The 15,707-nt window shown below is 36.5% G+C and carries 16 protein-coding genes and 1 tRNA gene; 10 read left to right on the top strand and 7 right to left on the bottom strand.

Features of this window, described 5'->3' with window-relative positions; translation table 11 throughout:
- Window positions 1-1,194, bottom strand: a 1,194-nt coding sequence (locus VMW81_05375; GenBank protein HUU50367.1) for an MBL fold metallo-hydrolase, incomplete at its 3' end; no start/stop codon positions are given.
- A 255-nt stretch (window positions 1,195-1,449) separates the two neighbouring features.
- Here VMW81_05375 and VMW81_05380 point away from each other — a divergent pair.
- Together VMW81_05380 and VMW81_05385 are read left to right on the top strand one after the other, a co-directional pair.
- The gene (locus VMW81_05380) at window positions 1,450-1,623 is read left to right on the top strand and encodes a hypothetical protein (GenBank protein ID HUU50368.1); all 174 of its coding nucleotides are present in this window, start codon (window positions 1,450-1,452) and stop codon (window positions 1,621-1,623) included.
- A gap of 81 nt (window positions 1,624-1,704) precedes the next feature.
- Window positions 1,705-2,595, top strand: coding sequence for an ABC transporter substrate-binding protein (locus VMW81_05385; GenBank protein ID HUU50369.1), 891 nt, complete (start codon window positions 1,705-1,707; stop codon window positions 2,593-2,595).
- Between the two features lie 8 nt (window positions 2,596-2,603).
- On the opposite strand, the gene VMW81_05390 is transcribed toward VMW81_05385, so the two are convergent.
- Window positions 2,604-3,338: a SagB/ThcOx family dehydrogenase gene (locus VMW81_05390; protein HUU50370.1), complete on the bottom strand. Its 735-nt coding sequence runs from the start codon at window positions 3,336-3,338 to the stop codon at window positions 2,604-2,606.
- A 102-nt stretch (window positions 3,339-3,440) separates the two neighbouring features.
- Here VMW81_05390 and VMW81_05395 point away from each other — a divergent pair, with 102 nt between their 5' ends.
- Window positions 3,441-3,875: a demethoxyubiquinone hydroxylase family protein gene (locus VMW81_05395; GenBank protein HUU50371.1), complete on the top strand. Its 435-nt coding sequence runs from the start codon at window positions 3,441-3,443 to the stop codon at window positions 3,873-3,875.
- A 30-nt stretch (window positions 3,876-3,905) separates the two neighbouring features.
- Here the strand turns inward: VMW81_05395 and VMW81_05400 are convergent, their stop codons facing one another.
- The 5 genes from VMW81_05400 to VMW81_05420 form a co-directional block, all read right to left on the bottom strand.
- The gene (locus VMW81_05400) at window positions 3,906-4,949 is read right to left on the bottom strand and encodes a TIGR00730 family Rossman fold protein (protein HUU50372.1); all 1,044 of its coding nucleotides are present in this window, start codon (window positions 4,947-4,949) and stop codon (window positions 3,906-3,908) included.
- Window positions 4,950-4,976: 27 nt separating this feature from the next.
- Window positions 4,977-6,569, bottom strand: coding sequence for an aldehyde dehydrogenase (NADP(+)) (locus tag VMW81_05405; GenBank protein ID HUU50373.1), 1,593 nt, complete (start codon window positions 6,567-6,569; stop codon window positions 4,977-4,979).
- 157 nt (window positions 6,570-6,726) lie between these two features.
- A tRNA-Leu gene (locus VMW81_05410) sits at window positions 6,727-6,813 on the bottom strand.
- A gap of 113 nt (window positions 6,814-6,926) precedes the next feature.
- Window positions 6,927-7,937 carry a lysylphosphatidylglycerol synthase transmembrane domain-containing protein gene (locus VMW81_05415; protein ID HUU50374.1) on the bottom strand — a complete coding sequence of 337 codons (1,011 nt, stop codon included), beginning with the start codon at window positions 7,935-7,937 and terminating at the stop codon, window positions 6,927-6,929.
- 15 nt (window positions 7,938-7,952) lie between these two features.
- On the bottom strand, window positions 7,953-8,882 hold the full coding sequence (locus VMW81_05420; GenBank protein ID HUU50375.1) for a bifunctional riboflavin kinase/FAD synthetase: 930 nt from the start codon (window positions 8,880-8,882) through the stop codon (window positions 7,953-7,955).
- A 340-nt stretch (window positions 8,883-9,222) separates the two neighbouring features.
- Here VMW81_05420 and VMW81_05425 point away from each other — a divergent pair, with 340 nt between their 5' ends.
- The 7 genes from VMW81_05425 to VMW81_05455 all read left to right on the top strand — a co-directional run.
- A complete protein-coding gene (locus VMW81_05425; protein ID HUU50376.1) occupies window positions 9,223-9,834 on the top strand; it encodes a TetR/AcrR family transcriptional regulator in 612 nt (203 codons plus the stop codon).
- 18 nt (window positions 9,835-9,852) lie between these two features.
- On the top strand, window positions 9,853-11,421 hold the full coding sequence (locus VMW81_05430) for a TolC family protein (protein ID HUU50377.1): 1,569 nt from the start codon (window positions 9,853-9,855) through the stop codon (window positions 11,419-11,421).
- Window positions 11,422-11,865: a Holliday junction resolvase RuvX gene (ruvX, locus tag VMW81_05435; protein ID HUU50378.1), complete on the top strand. Its 444-nt coding sequence runs from the start codon at window positions 11,422-11,424 to the stop codon at window positions 11,863-11,865. It begins immediately after the preceding gene.
- Entirely contained in the window at window positions 11,855-12,862 is a 1,008-nt protein-coding gene (mltG, locus tag VMW81_05440) for an endolytic transglycosylase MltG (protein HUU50379.1), read from the top strand. Before ruvX ends, mltG begins: the two co-directional genes overlap by 11 nt.
- A 153-nt stretch (window positions 12,863-13,015) precedes the next feature.
- A complete protein-coding gene (locus tag VMW81_05445; protein HUU50380.1) occupies window positions 13,016-13,690 on the top strand; it encodes a DUF502 domain-containing protein in 675 nt (224 codons plus the stop codon).
- 35 nt (window positions 13,691-13,725) lie between these two features.
- Window positions 13,726-14,697 (top strand): response regulator, encoded by a 972-nt coding sequence (locus VMW81_05450; protein ID HUU50381.1) that lies wholly within the window; start codon window positions 13,726-13,728, stop codon window positions 14,695-14,697.
- A gap of 12 nt (window positions 14,698-14,709) precedes the next feature.
- Window positions 14,710-15,707, top strand: a 998-nt coding sequence (locus VMW81_05455; GenBank protein ID HUU50382.1) for a class I tRNA ligase family protein, incomplete at its 3' end; no start/stop codon positions are given.

Raw genomic sequence — 15,707 nt, forward strand, 5'->3', positions numbered from 1 at the left:
TGGATATTCCTCACCAAAAATCTTTACTATTGATTGTCGCTCTACGATGCGACGCCCCAGAGTATTTGGGGCCTGCCAGCCGGTTATAAGAATCGTGTTTCTTGAATCCATGATCCGGTTTCTTAGATGGTGTAGAATGCGGCCGCTTTCCATCATTCCGCTGGCACTCATGATAATCGCGGGTCCCTTCAGTGTGTTGAGTTCTTTTGACTCCTCCACTGTTTGCGTGTAATGCATGGTGGTGAAGCCAAACGGGTTATGATTTTTATCGTTTAACAGAAATTCGCGCATTTCCTTATCATAGGTTTCAGGATGAAGACGGAAAATATCGGTCACACTGGTTGCTAATGGGCTATCGACATAGATCGGAAAGGGAGGAATTTCCTTATTGTTATAGAGCTTATGCAGGGCATAGACAAGCTGTTGTGTCCGACCCACGGCAAAAGAAGGGATAAGTAATGTCCCGCCTCGTTTAAACGTTTCCCTGATAATCCGTTTCAGCTCTTTTTCAGTTTCAGGATATGGCGGCAGCAAGCGGTTACCATAAGTCGATTCCATAATCAGGATATCTGTTCCTTCAGTTATGGGTTGGGGGTCACGAATGATAGGAATATCGGGCCGTCCGATATCGCCGCTGAAAACCACGCGTGTATTTTGCCCTGAATGTTTATCTTCTATATCCAAAATAACATGGGTGCTGCCAAGCATATGTCCGGCATCGACAAAGGTAAGGGCTACACCTGGCAGAATCTGGCGTCTGCGATTGTAGTTTATGCTAACAAAGCATTCCATGGCTTTTACCACATCCTCCTTCATATAGAGGGGCTCAAAGGGATTTTTCCCCTGTTTAATACGCCTGCGGTTAACAAACTCAACGTCGCGCTCTTGGATGTGCGCACTGTCCATGAGCATTGCCGCACATAAATCTCGTGTGCCTGCAGTACAGATAATATCACCCTGAAATCCTTTCTTTGTCAAACAGGGTATGTTCCCTGAGTGGTCAATATGCGCATGGGAAAGGACAATAACATCCGGCATTTCACCATCACAAAAACATTGACGATTGAGTTCAAAGGCTTCTTTTCTTTTGCCCTGAAACATTCCGCAATCAAGGAGTATTCGATATCCGTTTGCTTCAATAAGATGCCTTGAACCGGTTACTGTCTTGGCTGCACCTTCAAATTTTATCTTCATTCCGCTTATGCCCTCTTTCCCCATTGCTATAAGAATGCATACTTAAACAAAAAATAACCAGAATTTGAAAACTGATTTTTTTCTTCCAATAAATGCAAAATATTGTTCATGAAGAGGGAAAAAAGTCAAGATGATTCTTCAGTTTATGTCAGGTTTCCTTTTAAGGAGAATATTTTTTAGATGTTGACCAAATTCTTAAAATATATTATATTTCTCAACATTCAAATCATGTCTTAAAAAGAGAGGGTCTTGTAAGTGGTTGAAGAAAGGGAATTTATAGACTGTTTAACCTGTAAATACTGCGAACCATATTTCAGCACTAAAGAAACCGATGTTCATGAGATGTATGGATGTTGCAGATGTACTCTCCATGGTATCATCAACAAGACAGATGCTGTCTATTGCAGTGACTATGAGAAAAGGATATAAAAGATTGAGGAAATCTTTTAGCCTTACTTCTGCTTACATTTAAGAATTTATCAAATATTCAAACAATCATATTGAAATTCTATGAACAGAAAGGATTATGTCCTCTTAGCTCTTGAATGGTTTGTCAATCCTGACCATCTCCCCATTTTTGCGGCCAAAGAAAAGGGCTTTTTCGAAGAGCAGGGAATCGATATCTCTACTGTTGTTCCGACAACGGCTGAAGAATCTCTAAAACTCGTTGGTCTGGATAAGGCCGATTTTGGAGTCGGAGAGCAATCAAACCTCATCCTGAACAGATCCAAAGGGCTTCCTTTAATATCTGTTGGCCCACTCCTTGAACATACGGTTGTGGTTTTCATGTACCTAGAGAACAGCGGAATATCCAAGGTTAAAGATTTAAAGGGGAAAAGAATAGGGTGGCCAGGAATCGATATAGATGTCCCTTTTATTGAGGCAGTAACAGAACACGAAGGCTTAAAAAAGGAAGATTATACACTAGTAAGCGTTGGTTTTCATCTTACTGATGCCCTTCTCTCAAAAGAGGTAGATGCAGTATTCGGAGCATTTCAAAACTTTGAAAAGGTAGAAGCAGAGCTTAAAGGAGCAAGTATCGGCCTTTTCCAAATCCCTGAATATGGCGTACCTGATATGTATCAATTAATCTTTTTCACAAATGAAAAAAAGGCAAAAGAGAATCCTGATCTCTGCAAAAGATTCATGAGCGCCATAAAAAAAGGGATGGAAGTGACCATCAAAAACCCAGAAGAAGCCTTAAAAAGCTATTATCGATTAAATCCAGGCCTTGAATCAGAACTAAGCAAAAAGACCTTTGAAGCCACCCTGCCCTTTTTCGCAAGGTCAATGACTCAATCAAAAGAAAGATGGATGAGCGTTCAGGACTTTTTGTATGAGAGAGGCGTGATTGAGAAAAAGACAGCTATTGAAGGCCTCTTTACCAACCAATTTGTTTAAAAATCTCTCTATCTTCCAACAGCCGTCATATAGACGACTGTCTCTTTTTCTCCATCTATATTGAGAAGTCTGTTGACCTCTTCATCAAAGAGGGCTCCAACAGCACATGCTCCCAGACCCAAAGCCTCTGATGCAATGGCAAGGCTCTGTCCTATATGCCCTGCATCGAGATATATATAGCGATAAGCCCTCTGTCTATATTTCCACTTGGATCGTTCAACCACAGCTGTCCATACAAAGACAACACTGGCAAAAGCCAGCATCTCCTGATCCAGGCCCGCCCTTGCAATAGGAGTGCTAAAATCCCCTGATTTTAAAAGCTCCGCTCCATGTCTTAAAACATTATAGTGATAAATCCCCCTTTCTATATCCTCTACATTATTAACGACGAGATAGGTCTCGATGGGATATAAGGCTCCTGCTGACGGAGAAACCCTAAACTCTATCATCTCTGTTCTAAGTGTTATTCCTTGCGTTGCCCATAAAAGCTGGGAAAGATGAATTAAAGGCATCTGATAAATACTAAAATCACGAAAGGACCTTCTTTTTTTTATCAAACCCCAAAGCCCCTCTCCACCCCTTTGCTCTGGCTCTGGCAGAGATATGAATTCACATTCAGGATATTCTTTATATAATTTCGGTTTAGAAGCCCAATCCAGAAAACCCCCTTTCATCCTCTTTCTCTGATATTTGGTCTTCTCCTGATACAGATCACCTATTCTCTCTTCTAAATTTTCTATCATCCCTCTTCTCCTTTAATACAATTTTAAAACAGTTATTATTATAGTGAAATCGATTGAGAAAGATAATATAATTAATTTAAGGACCCTCTTTCTTTAATAAAAATGACAGAAAAAGACATTGTAAAAAGTTTAAAAAGAATGCATCGCTTTGAAGTGACTGCTGCTGAAATTTATAAAAGGCAGATGGAATCATCTTCCTGCCAAGCGATAAAAAAAGAAATCACAGATGCCTACCGAAATGAAAGAAATCACATAGAGGATTTAAAAAGAAAAATCATAGAAAAAGGGAAGAGACATTCACCCTTTTCATATCTATTTACTATTGGTGGTTTCTTTCTCGGCCTTTTCAGCTCTCTTTCAGGCCTAAAAAGGGCTCTCAGAATGAATATCTCTTTAGAACAAAAGGCCGTTTTGGACTATGAAAAAACTCTAAATACCACACCCTTTGATCCTGAAACAAAAGCCTTGATCGAAAGAATCCTTATGGATGAAGAGAAGCATATAGAACTTTGGAAGGAGTTACTTAGAGAGCTATAAATAGGAAGAAATCTTTCTAAGAAAAATTTTTTAATCGGTATTAATCATATTAATCATCTCGCGCAGTTTGCCGAAACTCTTTTTATCAAACCTCAAGACAAGGCGGGGCAAATCTGGATATTCTCCATTCTGAATCTCCTCCTCAAGGGCGCCTCTTTGCTCTATATTTCTATCAAGTAAAATGTCCTGAAAACCCTCTTTTAAATCTCTTATCTTATCTTCTGAAAGCATACAGTTGAGGCGGAGTACTGTTAAATCACCAATATACCTTAGTGAATGATAAACCCTGTAAAATCTTACAATCTCTTCTACTGCAGCGTCTGCCTCACTTACTAACCTCAAAAGCTTAAGATCATTTTCCAGGATATATTTATTATGTAACACACCCTTATGAAGAAATTCGAGGTATTTCTCCCAATAACCAAACCCCTTGGGCTCTATCAGGATAATCGGTCTTGGCAGGGTCTTTCCTGTCTGAAAGAGAGTCAAGGTTTCAAAACCCTCATCATTAGTACCAAAACCGCCAGGAAAGAGAACCGTAGCATTCGATTCTTTAATAAAGATAAGCTTTCTGGTGAAAAAGTATTTAAAATTTATGAGCTTTGAATCATCATTGGCAATGTAGGGATTGGGTTTTTGCCCAAAGGGAAGCCTGATGTTAACACCAAAGCTTTTGTCTTTGCCTGCCCCTTTATTCGCAGCCTCCATGATTCCGCTACCAGCCCCTGTAATGACCATAAAACCATGCGTAACAATCTTCCTGGCAAACTCCTCAGCTAACTCGTATTCAGGGGACTCCTTTTTCGTGCGTGTAGAGCCAAAAATAGCTACCTTTTTAACATTTCTATAGAGAGAAAATACCTTAAAGCTGTATCTCAGCTCCTTTAATGCAGAGTTTATCAGCTTCAGATCCCCATGATCTGCTTTTTCCAATCCTAACTTTACTGCTGTGGTTAATATTTCCTGAATCAGAGTTTTATCTTCTGGCAAGGCACACAATTCCGCCAGCTTTTTTATCAGGGTGTCATATTCCTCTAAACCTGTATTGTATGTGCTCTCAATTTTCTCCTTCATGTAGAATGAACCCCCAGTTTTATTTTCCTATTTTACATCCCCCTGCGTCCACTCGCCGTCAATCCTCCTCCAGAGCTTCCCTGTTGGATTCTTATCTTGAAGTTCAAGCGGTAACCTTTTTTCTCTGACATTATCATAACATTGTAGCATGACAAATCTCAGCATAGAAGCTGGAATACCAACAGAGGTAAAGCCTGGGTGTCCTGTTGCCGGATAAGGTCCACCGTGATTCATGGCCGGAGATACTGCAACACCTGTTGGCATCTTATCATTTAAAAGCCGCCCCACCTTTCTCCTGAGAAGTGGAGCAATTTTATCATATATTCCATTATCTTTTCCATGTCGATGACTGTAAATCGAAGCCGTTAAATTTCCATCAAGAGATCTTATTATTTTTAAAATTTCCTCTGAATTTTCTGCTAAAACAAAGAGCGCTGCATTACCAAAAGCCTCTTGCTGGAAGGCTTTTGGGTTTTTAAGAAACTTTTGTCCGCTTATTCTGAGGAGAGTGTTTTGGAAACAATAACCCTCTTTACTAACTTTAGCTCCGCCAGTTACTTTTTCTGCACCTGCGGATTGCAATGCCTCGATACTTAAATCAAGATTTCTCTCCACGCCCTCGCTTAGAAGCGTACCCATCGGTCTATTCTCTAATTGTTTTTTAACCTCTTCAACAAAAATTTCTGATTCCTCATCTTTTATCATTACTACTAAACCTGGTTTAGTGCAAAACTGCCCCGTTCCCATAAAAAACGATGTCAAAAACTCCTCGATAACCTCTTCTCTTCTTTCTTCAAGAGCACCAGGTAGTATAATCACAGGATTGATACTGCTCATCTCTAAATATATAGGTTTGCCTGCCCGATCTGCAGCTGCTTTTAGTTTGAGACCAGCTTTTTTTGATCCCGTATATGCAGTAGCTCCAACCAAAGGATGGGACACCATCTTTTCTCCATCCTCGTATCTTAAACCATATAAAAGCTGAACACTAAAAAGGGGTAATTTAACCTCCTTTAATGCCTTTAGTGCCTCTTCAGCAAGAAGGCGGGTCGTAGAGGGATGGGAAGGATTTGCTTTGGCTATTACTGGATTTCCTGCTGCGATTGCAGCTGCAAAGTCTCCACCGGAGACACTATTAAAGGCAAAGGGAAAGTTGTTGGGGCCAAAAACAACCACAGCACCTTCAAGGGAAGCAAAAATTGAACGAATATTTACCTTTGTATCAATGATGGGCATTTTCCACGACCTCTCCTTTGACGCAGCAGCTGCCTGTCTCAGCTGGTCTGTTGTTCTTGGGAGTTCTATTGTGTTGAGCCTCGGCTCCTTAGGAAGGGCGGTTTCTTCAAAGGCCATTTCAACCAACTCAATTCTTCGCTTTTCAATAAGCTCCGCATAACACTCAAGAAAATCTCCAATCTGCTCTGGAGGAACTTTTAATAACTGTTCAGATGCTTTTGTCGCCTTACCAAGGGCAAACTCAACATCTTTCATTGAGCTAATAGGATATTCTATATCTATAACCTTTTTTGTCATCGGATTAACTGCATGAAAGGTATCAATAGCATCAGCCTCTCTCCACTCTCCTGCAAGAAGGATGGGTTGTGATTTTCTAAAAGGCATCCATAGCCTCCTTTAAATTCTGATTTGATTCATATAAAATGAAAAAATAAATCTGAGGATATTTTTGACGAAAAAGCTGTCTCGCAAAACTTATTTAACCAAAATCTAAAGATTCTCTTTATATAACTGGTTTGAGATGAATTGTTCAATTTAGATTTGGTGCCGAAGAGGGGACTCGAACCCCTACAGGCTTACGCCCACTAGACCCTGAACCTAGCGCGTCTACCAATTCCGCCACTTCGGCAACCAGAAATATTTTACACAATTTTCAGATCTAATCAATCTTTTCTTTCAGTTTTCTCCTCAATCTTGGTTTTTCTTTTTATGAAATAGGAATGATCTTCTCCAGGAAATTGATTAATCCTCAGTTAGCCTTTTTTCTTTAATATCTTGAAGTTCTCTAAAAGAGATATGTTCTGTCCATAAAAATATAAATCCTAAGGTTACTATAGGTATGAAAAAAGCGGCGTGCATGACTATGGCAGCACTCAAGGCCACTTCTTTAGAGACACCAAAAAAGGCCAAACCGATTACGCTGGCTGCATGAAAAGTTCCTATAAAACCTGGAGAAGAAGGTATCATCACTCCAATGGCTTGCATAACCACTAAAAAAAATGGAGCGTATAGGGGGAGGTTTAAATGAAATGAAACAAATACAATATAATTGACAATAACAACGGTTAACCAGAGGAGTGCAGAAAGAAATATTATGGGAAAGAACTGTCTCCCTCCCTCTAGTATCTGAAGGCCAGACTCAAAGGAATCTAAAATTTGAAGTAATCTATTGAGGACGCGGTCGGGCAGAAAAAAGAAAATGGTTCTAAACCACCTGTTCACCCTTGATTTATTCAACCTCAACAAAATTAAGATGCCAAGAATAAATAGATAGAATACAAATGAAAGGTACCCGGCAGTTTTTAAATGCTTCCCTATAAAACCCATTTCTTCAGGAAAATTGACAAAGGTAAGGATTAAGATTAATATTGAAAGAATGGTAAAACCATCCAACAGCCTTTCAACCACAATCGTCGCAAAGGAAGCACTTTTACTAATTCTCTCTTTATAGCCCAAAACAAAGGCCCTTACAAATTCCCCCATCCTTACTGGAAGAACCATATTCGCCATAAAACCAATAGATGTAGCAGAAAAAAGGCTTTTTACTCGAATCTTTTTTACTGGCTTTATAAGGTACTGCCATCGAAGCGACCTTATGAGGAGGTTTAATACAAATAACAAAAAAATAGGGATCAGAAATATATAACTGGCAGACTTTAAGGCAGTGCCTAATTCTTTGAAATCAAGTCTATAGACAATAAAAAAAACAAAGATGGCGCTTATTAATATTCCAAACCAAAAACTTTTCTTCATTATTAATGTCCCTTTCTAAGTCTCTCTCCCGAGAATGTTTTTAGCTACTTCTATATCTTTTGATATTTGATTCACTAATTCTTTCTTTGTTTCAAAAAATTCTTCTCCTCTGATTCTTGCTATAAAGCTAATCTCAATCGATTCTCCATAAATTATTTCGTGAAAATCGAATAGATGTGCCTCAATAAGAAGGGTATCCCTATGAAAAGTGGGGTTAAAACCAATATAGCTCACCCCATTATATATTTTATTATACAACTTTATCTTTGCAGCATATACACCAACAGAAGGAATCAAAAAACCTGATAACTGAATATTAGCTGTTGGAAAGCCCAATTTCATTCCTCTTTTAGCACCATAGATTACCTTACCCCTTATAGAATGGTACCTTCCTAAGAAGACTTTCCCGTCTTCTACCTTCCCTTTTGTAACAAGTTTTCTTATATTGGAACTGCTCACAATTTTTTGACCTATTCTGAATGATCTTACGATGTTGACCTTGAATCCAAACTCTTTTCCTAATTCTAATAGGGTTTTGGAATCGCCCTCCTTTCCTCGACCAAAGGTAAAATTTTTTCCTACAAAAACTTCTTTAGTCCCTATCTCTTTGCAGATAACATCCTTTGCAAAAGATCTTGCCCTCATCTTTGAAAATTGTTTGGTAAAATTAACGCTAATTAATATCTCTATACCACAATTCTTTATTAATTCTGCTTTTTTTTGAAAGGATGTAATAAGAGGCGGACATTTTTCAGGGGTTAAAACCCTTAAGGGATGGGGTTGAAAGGTTAATGCTATAGGAATTCCTTTTATCTTATTTGCTTCTTTTACTGTACTTTTAAGGATAGTCTGATGTCCAAGATGTACCCCATCAAAGTTTCCAATAGCAAGAACAGGTTTTCTGATCCTCTCTTTAAGCTTTTCATAATTTGTTATTATTTTCATTAATTTTAAATAAAAATATATTACATCATCTGATATACAATTAAGACCATCGTGAAATTCAACACAGTTATAAACCTTTTTTGAGAATGGTCTTTTAAATTCCTTTTCGTCTTATCTCTAAGTATATTCTTTCATTTAAAAGTCAAAACAGTAACATAATCTTGTTAATTTTGTCAATATCAAAGGATTTTTGTTTACAATATAAGACAAAAATCTCTGTGTTTAAAACTTCTCTTTATTGATGACCTTTGTTTTAATTTGAATAAATTCATTGACACAAGCTTCTCAAATTTTTATAATATGACTGAACAGTCAGTCACTTATTATGGGAGTGAAAGATATGAAACATTTTAAGAAGAAATCAGACATACAGATTTCAAAAAGAAGAGAGATTTTCCAGGCTGCTGAAAAGATTTTTGCAGAAAAAGGCTTTCAAAATACTACAGTAGACGAAATTGCAAAGATTGCCAATATTGGGAAAGGGACTGTCTATATTTATTTCAAAAACAAACTGGAACTATTCCTTTCTCTAATAGAGGAAAGGGTAGAAAATATTTTTTCTATTACCTCAAAAGTTCTAACAGAAAAAAGAGATTTTTTAAAAAGATTGGAAAATCTTGTTAATGCCCAGTTTGCTTTTTATCAAGAAAATGAAGATTTTTTTAAGATATTCTCTTCTGAAAGGAGTCGGTTTTTTGCTGAGGTAAAGATCGAATTAAAAAAAGAGATAATAAAAAAGTACCAATCGCATATTGACCTGATTGCCAAGTTTATCCAAGAAGGAGTAGATAAAAATATTTTAAAGAATCTGGATTCTAAAATGGTATCTGTTTCTCTCGCAGGATTAATTCATGCCTTTATGCTGCAATGGATAATGATTGGCGAGACATATAATCTAGTTGATAATACATCATTTGTAGTAAACCTTTTTTTAGAGGGTGTAAAAAAATAATTTTTTAAGGAGGGAGTTATGAGAAAAATATACTTAATCACCAAAATCTTTCAAAAATTTCTATCCATATCTCTATTATTTATTCTTTTGTCTCCTAAAATCACCTGGGCTCAAGAGATGAATACCGACAAAAAAACAAAATTTACTCCTTTAGGAACAGAAAAGAAACTCTCTTTATCTATAAAAGACGCTATTGTTAAGGCACTAGAAAATAATATAGACATTGCCATAGAGAGATTTAACCCAAAGATTCAGGAAACAGACATCACTAAAGAAAAATCAGCATTTGATCCTGTCTTTTCAATGAGTATTGACAAGGCTGATGAGATTACCCCTTCTACTGCTCGAACAATCCGGTTTGGAGGACCTCCTACTGTTGATGCTGAAACAAATACCTTCAAAGGCAATATTACTCAGAAATTTGTCACTGGAACTGAAACAAGCTTAGAAGTTAATAACTTTAGAAATGCGGATACGTTTAATAATTTTGCGTCTGAATATGAAACCGATATTAGCCTAAAACTTGCCCAACCCCTACTGAGAAACTTCTGGGTAGATGTAAATAAAACGGACATCTACATAGCTCAGAACAATAAAGCTATTTCTGATGATACCTTTCGTGAGCAGGTCATAAAGATTATATCCGATGTTCAAAAGACATATTGGGAGTTGGTCTTCAGGATCGAAGACCTTCAGGCAAAACAGAAGTCTTTAGGATTAGCCAAAGAATTCTTAGAGAGAGGTAAAATCCAGGTCGAGGCTGGAACACTTGCGCCATTAGAGATCGTTCAGGGAGAGGCAAGGGTAGCTGTAAGAGAAGAGGATGTCATTGTTGCTGAGGATGCTATAAAAGATGCGGAAGACAGACTTAAAAGAATTTTAAATCTCTCTAGTAAATTTGATGAATGGGATATTTCTGTTGTTCCCATAGATAAACCTTCCTTTGAAACCATAGATATATCTTTATCCGAAAGCGTAAAAGAGGCACTTCAAAACAGGCCTGATTATGCGAGGATAAAAAAGAATTTAGAAAATACAAAAATACAGATGAGATTTGCTAAAAATCAGTTGCTTCCGAAATTAGACTTTGTAGCTAAAGGGGGCTATAATGCTCTAGAAGGAAACTTGGGAAACTCTGTTGATGAGCTATCTTCCACCAACAATCCCTTTTGGAGTTTAGGGGTAGAGATAGAAATACCTATAGGCAATAGGCAAGCGAGGAGTCAATATACCAGAAGACGATTAGAAATCCAGCAGGCCAAGATGGATATAAATAATCTTGAGCTACAAATCTTTGAAGAGGTAAGAAATGCTGTTCGACAGATACAAACAGATACAAAAAGGGTTCATGCAACAAAGGTTGCAAGAATCTTAGCCCAAAAACAGCTAGAAGTTGAAGAAAAAAAATTAGAAGTAGGGATGTCCACGTCTTTTTTTGTTTTGGATTTTCAGGAAAAACTGTCAGTTGCACTCAGTAACGAAGCTCAGGCCATAACAGACTATAACAAATCCGTAGCAGAGCTTTATAGAATACTCGGAACAACCTTGGAAAAGAATAATATCGTCTTAGAGAAATCAAAAATTTAAATGAAAAAGTTAATGGGATTAGATATCGGAGATAAGAATATAGGTATTGCTGTAAGTGACGGGCTTGGGATAACAGCACAAGCTCTTACCACTCTCAAAAGAAAGAACATCAATGTTGATATTGCGTCTTTAAAAGTAATTATTGAGAAATATGATGTTGGAGAAATTATTATAGGCTTCCCTAAAAATATGGATGGAAGTATAGGGCATCAGGCAAAAAAAGTAATTCATTTTACGGAACAATTAAAGAAAAGCCTCAATATTCCAATAATTTTTTGGGATGAGAGGCTTACAACCGTTATGGCAACTAAGGTCATGATTGAAGGAGACCTCAGCAGAAAAAAGAGAAAAAAAAGGATTGATAAAATAGCTGCACAATTAATTCTTCAAAACTATTTAGATCGAAAAAAGTTCTTTTCTAAATCAGAGGAAAATGAAAAATAAAAAAAGACAAATTATACCTCTACTATTGATATTTTTGTCCATAGTTGTCTTCATCAGTATGGCCTATATTGATATATCCGTAAATACCCCTCAAAGTTCTTTTAAACAAATAAAAAAGGTCGAAATACCTAAAGGGTATAGTTTGAAAAAAATAGCCCGTCTTCTAAATGAACAAAACCTTATTAAAAATTACTCTATATTTATTACATCAGCCTATTTAAGGGGAATTTCTAACAAATTAAAGTCAGGAGAATATGAGCTATCTACAGATATGACTCCATTAGAAATCATGGAAAAATTATATAAAGGGGAAATTGTATACTATAAGATAACTATCCCCGAAGGTTACAATATAAAAAACATTGCAAACCTATTAGAGAAAAACGAATTGATAAATAAAGAAAAGTTTATCTCCTTAACTCAAGATAGAGAGTTTTTATCCTCTTTAGGAATAAAAGCTATAAGTCTCGAAGGCTATCTTTTTCCTGATACATATTATTTTTCTAAAGGAATGACGGAAGAAGAAATCATAAACAAAATGATTGAGAGTCTGAATAATTTATTTACAGAAAAGCTTCAAAAACGACTGCAAGATTTAAATTTTACAATCCATAAGATATTGACTCTGGCTTCTTTAATAGAAAAAGAGGCCCAAATAGATTCCGAAAGAAAATTGGTCTCAGCAGTGTTTCATAATAGATTGAAATCTAATATGTTACTTCAATCCGATCCTACTGTAATTTATGCCTTAGAAGACTTTGATGGAAATCTAAAAAAACAAGATTTATCATATGACTCTCCATACAATACTTATCTCTATCCAGGCTTGCCCCCTACCCCCATAGCAAATCCTGGCACAGATTCTATAATGGCTGCTCTTTACCCTGCTGATGTAGATTATCTCTATTTTGTTTCAAAAAATAATGGAGAACACCACTTTTCCTCGACCTTTAAAGAACATAATGAAGCAGTAAAAAAGTTCCAGTTAAAGAGATAATTACAGAGATTATATTGACGATTACTTATTGGTGTTCAAAAAGCCGAGTACTTAACCGGATTTTCTATAATATTTTTAGAAAATCCTTGTATTTCTAAGAAATATTATTTAGAATTTAATATTTAAAATTAATCAAAAAAGGGGAATTAAAGATTGTTTTCCTGGGTAAAACATAAAATAAGAAATATCTTTTTAGCAGGGCTTGTGGTGATCCTTCCTATTGCCTTCACCCTTTTTATTCTCACATGGATCTTTAAAAAACTGGATAATTTATCACCTTTTATAACAAATCTCTTAATATATTTTGGCGCACCCCTACCTAAGGGATTCAAAATCCCAGGATTGGGTATAACGACAACCGTTTTAATAATATTTTTAGTGGGTATTTTTACCACGAGCGTAATAGGAAAAAGGGTTTTGGTATTATGGGAATACATTCTCAATAAGATTCCATTTATAAGAGGCATATACGGTGCAATCAAACAGATTATAGAGACTATCACTATCAGAAAAAATGCCTTTAATCAGGTTGTGATGATAGAATATCCACGCAAAGGTCTCTATTGCCTTGGACTCTTAACCTGCGAAAGTAAGGGAGAAATTCAGAACAAAACTGAAAAGGAGATTATGAATGTTTTTATCCCTACAACCCCCAATCCAACCTCAGGTTTTTTGCTGTTTGTTCCTAAAGAGAGCATTATACCGCTTTCAATGAGCGTAGAAGAAGGACTTAAGCTCATTATATCTGGAGGAATAGTAACTCCTTTCAATGAAATAGATTCGCAGAAGCTAAAAGAAAATCATTTCTACGAGGATAAAAATAAATAATTCTTTTTAAAAGAATTATTAGGGAGACTATAAAGATGAGTAAAAAAATATTATTAGCTGATGATAGCGTTACTATACAAAAGATTGTTGAAATTACCTTTCAAGAAGAAGATTTTGAAGTATGTGTAGTCGGTAATGGTCTTGACGCATTACAAAAGGTAAAAGGAGACAGACCTGATATTATACTTGCTGATATTTCTATGCCAGGTCTAAACGGTATAGACCTCTGTGAAAAGCTAAAAAGTGATTCTCAATATAAAGATATTCCTTTTATTCTTCTCACCAACAGCTTTGAAGAATTTGACAAAAAGAAAGGGGATAAAATAGGGGTCAACGGATACATAGAGAAACCTTTTGAATCGCAGGATTTATTAGACATGGTTCAATCACTGGTTGAGGAAAAAGTCTCTGACCTCGAGGAAGAATTAGGACTTGAACTCATTGATGAAGAAGAAAAGAAAGAAAAAATTATTACGAGTACTCCAATCGAATCGGAAGATAAAGACAAACTCTCAGAAGAACTCAAAGATATAACGGAAATAACAGAGGAAGAAATATCCCTCGAAGAGTTAACGAAAGAAGAAGAATTACCGTCGAAACAGGTTGAGGAGGAACCACCAAAAGAAGAAAAAGAGATTACAAAAGAAAAAACCCCTCAGGAAGATATTCTTTCTTTAAAGAAAGAAAGAGAAGAGGAGGTGATTGAAAAAGAACAAGAACAAGATATCTTTAAACCTCCTACAGAAACAAAGGTATTTGAAAAATTTGAACCTAAAGAAGAAATAAAAGATTTTGAAGAGGAAAGACTAGACTTAAAAGAATTAGATCAAGTCTTGGGAAGATACCTGAGAAATTTGCTAGAAACAACATTTAAAAGTTCTCTTGATCAAATGACACCTCGGATAAATGAAATCGTCGAAAAGGTCACAAAAGAAATGGTTCCTGGAATTGCAGAATCAATTATAAAAAAAGAAATTGAGAAATTAAAGAGTAGTGCTGACCAGTAGGAGGATGATATTTTGAAAGTTGTCGTTCTAGAAAAGGGTTATGACCCAAAGAGGGTTGAAGAAAAATGGTATAAGTTCTGGATTGAACATCAGCTCTCTCATGGTGATGAAAATTCTCAAAAAAAATCTTATTCAATTGTTATCCCTCCCCCGAATATAACGGGAACTCTCCATATTGGCCATGCCTTAAATAATACATTGCAGGATATATTAATCCGTTGGAAAAGAATGGAAGGATACAATACTTCGTGGATTCTTGGAACAGACCATGCTGGAATTGCCACTCAAAATGTTATTGAAAAACAGCTTGCTGAAGAAGGTACCGATAGACAGAAGTATGGCCGAGAGGCTTTTATTAAAAAGGTCTGGGACTGGAAAGAAAAATCTGGAGGTACGATTATTCAGCAATTAAAAAGATTAGGAGCTTCATGTGACTGGGAAAGAGAAAGGTTCACAATGGATGAGGGTCTTTCCAAGGCTGTGAGAGAAGTCTTTGTAAGACTTTACGAAGAAGGTTTAATATATAAAGATTATTATATAGTTAATCGCTGCCCAAGATGCCTTACAGCCCTGTCTGATCTAGAAGTAGAATATCAAGAAACCCGAGGAAAGCTTTATTATATCAGATATCCATTACTGGATAAGCAAGAAAGTCTTATTGTAGCAACAACAAGGCCTGAAACGATGTTAGGAGATACGGCTCTTGCAGTCAATCCTGAAGATGAAAGATATAATTACTATATTGGTAAAAAAGCGATATTACCCATTGTAGAAAGAATCTTGCCAATAATTCCAGACAATCATGTCGATACCAGTTTCGGAACAGGCGTTCTCAAAGTCACACCAGCCCATGATCCATATGACTTTGAAATTGGAAAACGTCACAATCTCACTCAGGTAAAGGTCATTAACGAAATGGGTATCATGAACGAAGAAGCTGGGATTTATAAAGGGCTGGATACACTTGAGTGTAGAAAAAAACTAATAAACGATTTAAAATCAGAGGGTTT

This window comes from Nitrospinota bacterium (genome assembly GCA_035528715.1).
In the GTDB taxonomy this organism is placed as follows: domain Bacteria; phylum JADFOP01; class JADFOP01; order DATKYB01; family DATKYB01; genus DATKYB01.

Coding starts and splice junctions, on each gene's coding strand:
- VMW81_05385 (HUU50369.1), top strand. CDS start 1,705: ATGAACAGAAAGGATTATGTCCTCTTAGCTCTTGAATGGTTTGTCAAT.
- VMW81_05390 (HUU50370.1), bottom strand. CDS start 3,338: ATGATAGAAAATTTAGAAGAGAGAATAGGTGATCTGTATCAGGAGAAG.
- VMW81_05395 (HUU50371.1), top strand. CDS start 3,441: ATGACAGAAAAAGACATTGTAAAAAGTTTAAAAAGAATGCATCGCTTT.
- VMW81_05400 (HUU50372.1), bottom strand. CDS start 4,949: ATGAAGGAGAAAATTGAGAGCACATACAATACAGGTTTAGAGGAATAT.
- VMW81_05405 (HUU50373.1), bottom strand. CDS start 6,569: ATGCCTTTTAGAAAATCACAACCCATCCTTCTTGCAGGAGAGTGGAGA.
- VMW81_05415 (HUU50374.1), bottom strand. CDS start 7,937: ATGAAGAAAAGTTTTTGGTTTGGAATATTAATAAGCGCCATCTTTGTT.
- VMW81_05420 (HUU50375.1), bottom strand. CDS start 8,882: ATGAAAATAATAACAAATTATGAAAAGCTTAAAGAGAGGATCAGAAAA.
- VMW81_05425 (HUU50376.1), top strand. CDS start 9,223: ATGAAACATTTTAAGAAGAAATCAGACATACAGATTTCAAAAAGAAGA.
- VMW81_05430 (HUU50377.1), top strand. CDS start 9,853: ATGAGAAAAATATACTTAATCACCAAAATCTTTCAAAAATTTCTATCC.
- ruvX (HUU50378.1), top strand. CDS start 11,422: ATGAAAAAGTTAATGGGATTAGATATCGGAGATAAGAATATAGGTATT.
- mltG (HUU50379.1), top strand. CDS start 11,855: ATGAAAAATAAAAAAAGACAAATTATACCTCTACTATTGATATTTTTG.
- VMW81_05450 (HUU50381.1), top strand. CDS start 13,726: ATGAGTAAAAAAATATTATTAGCTGATGATAGCGTTACTATACAAAAG.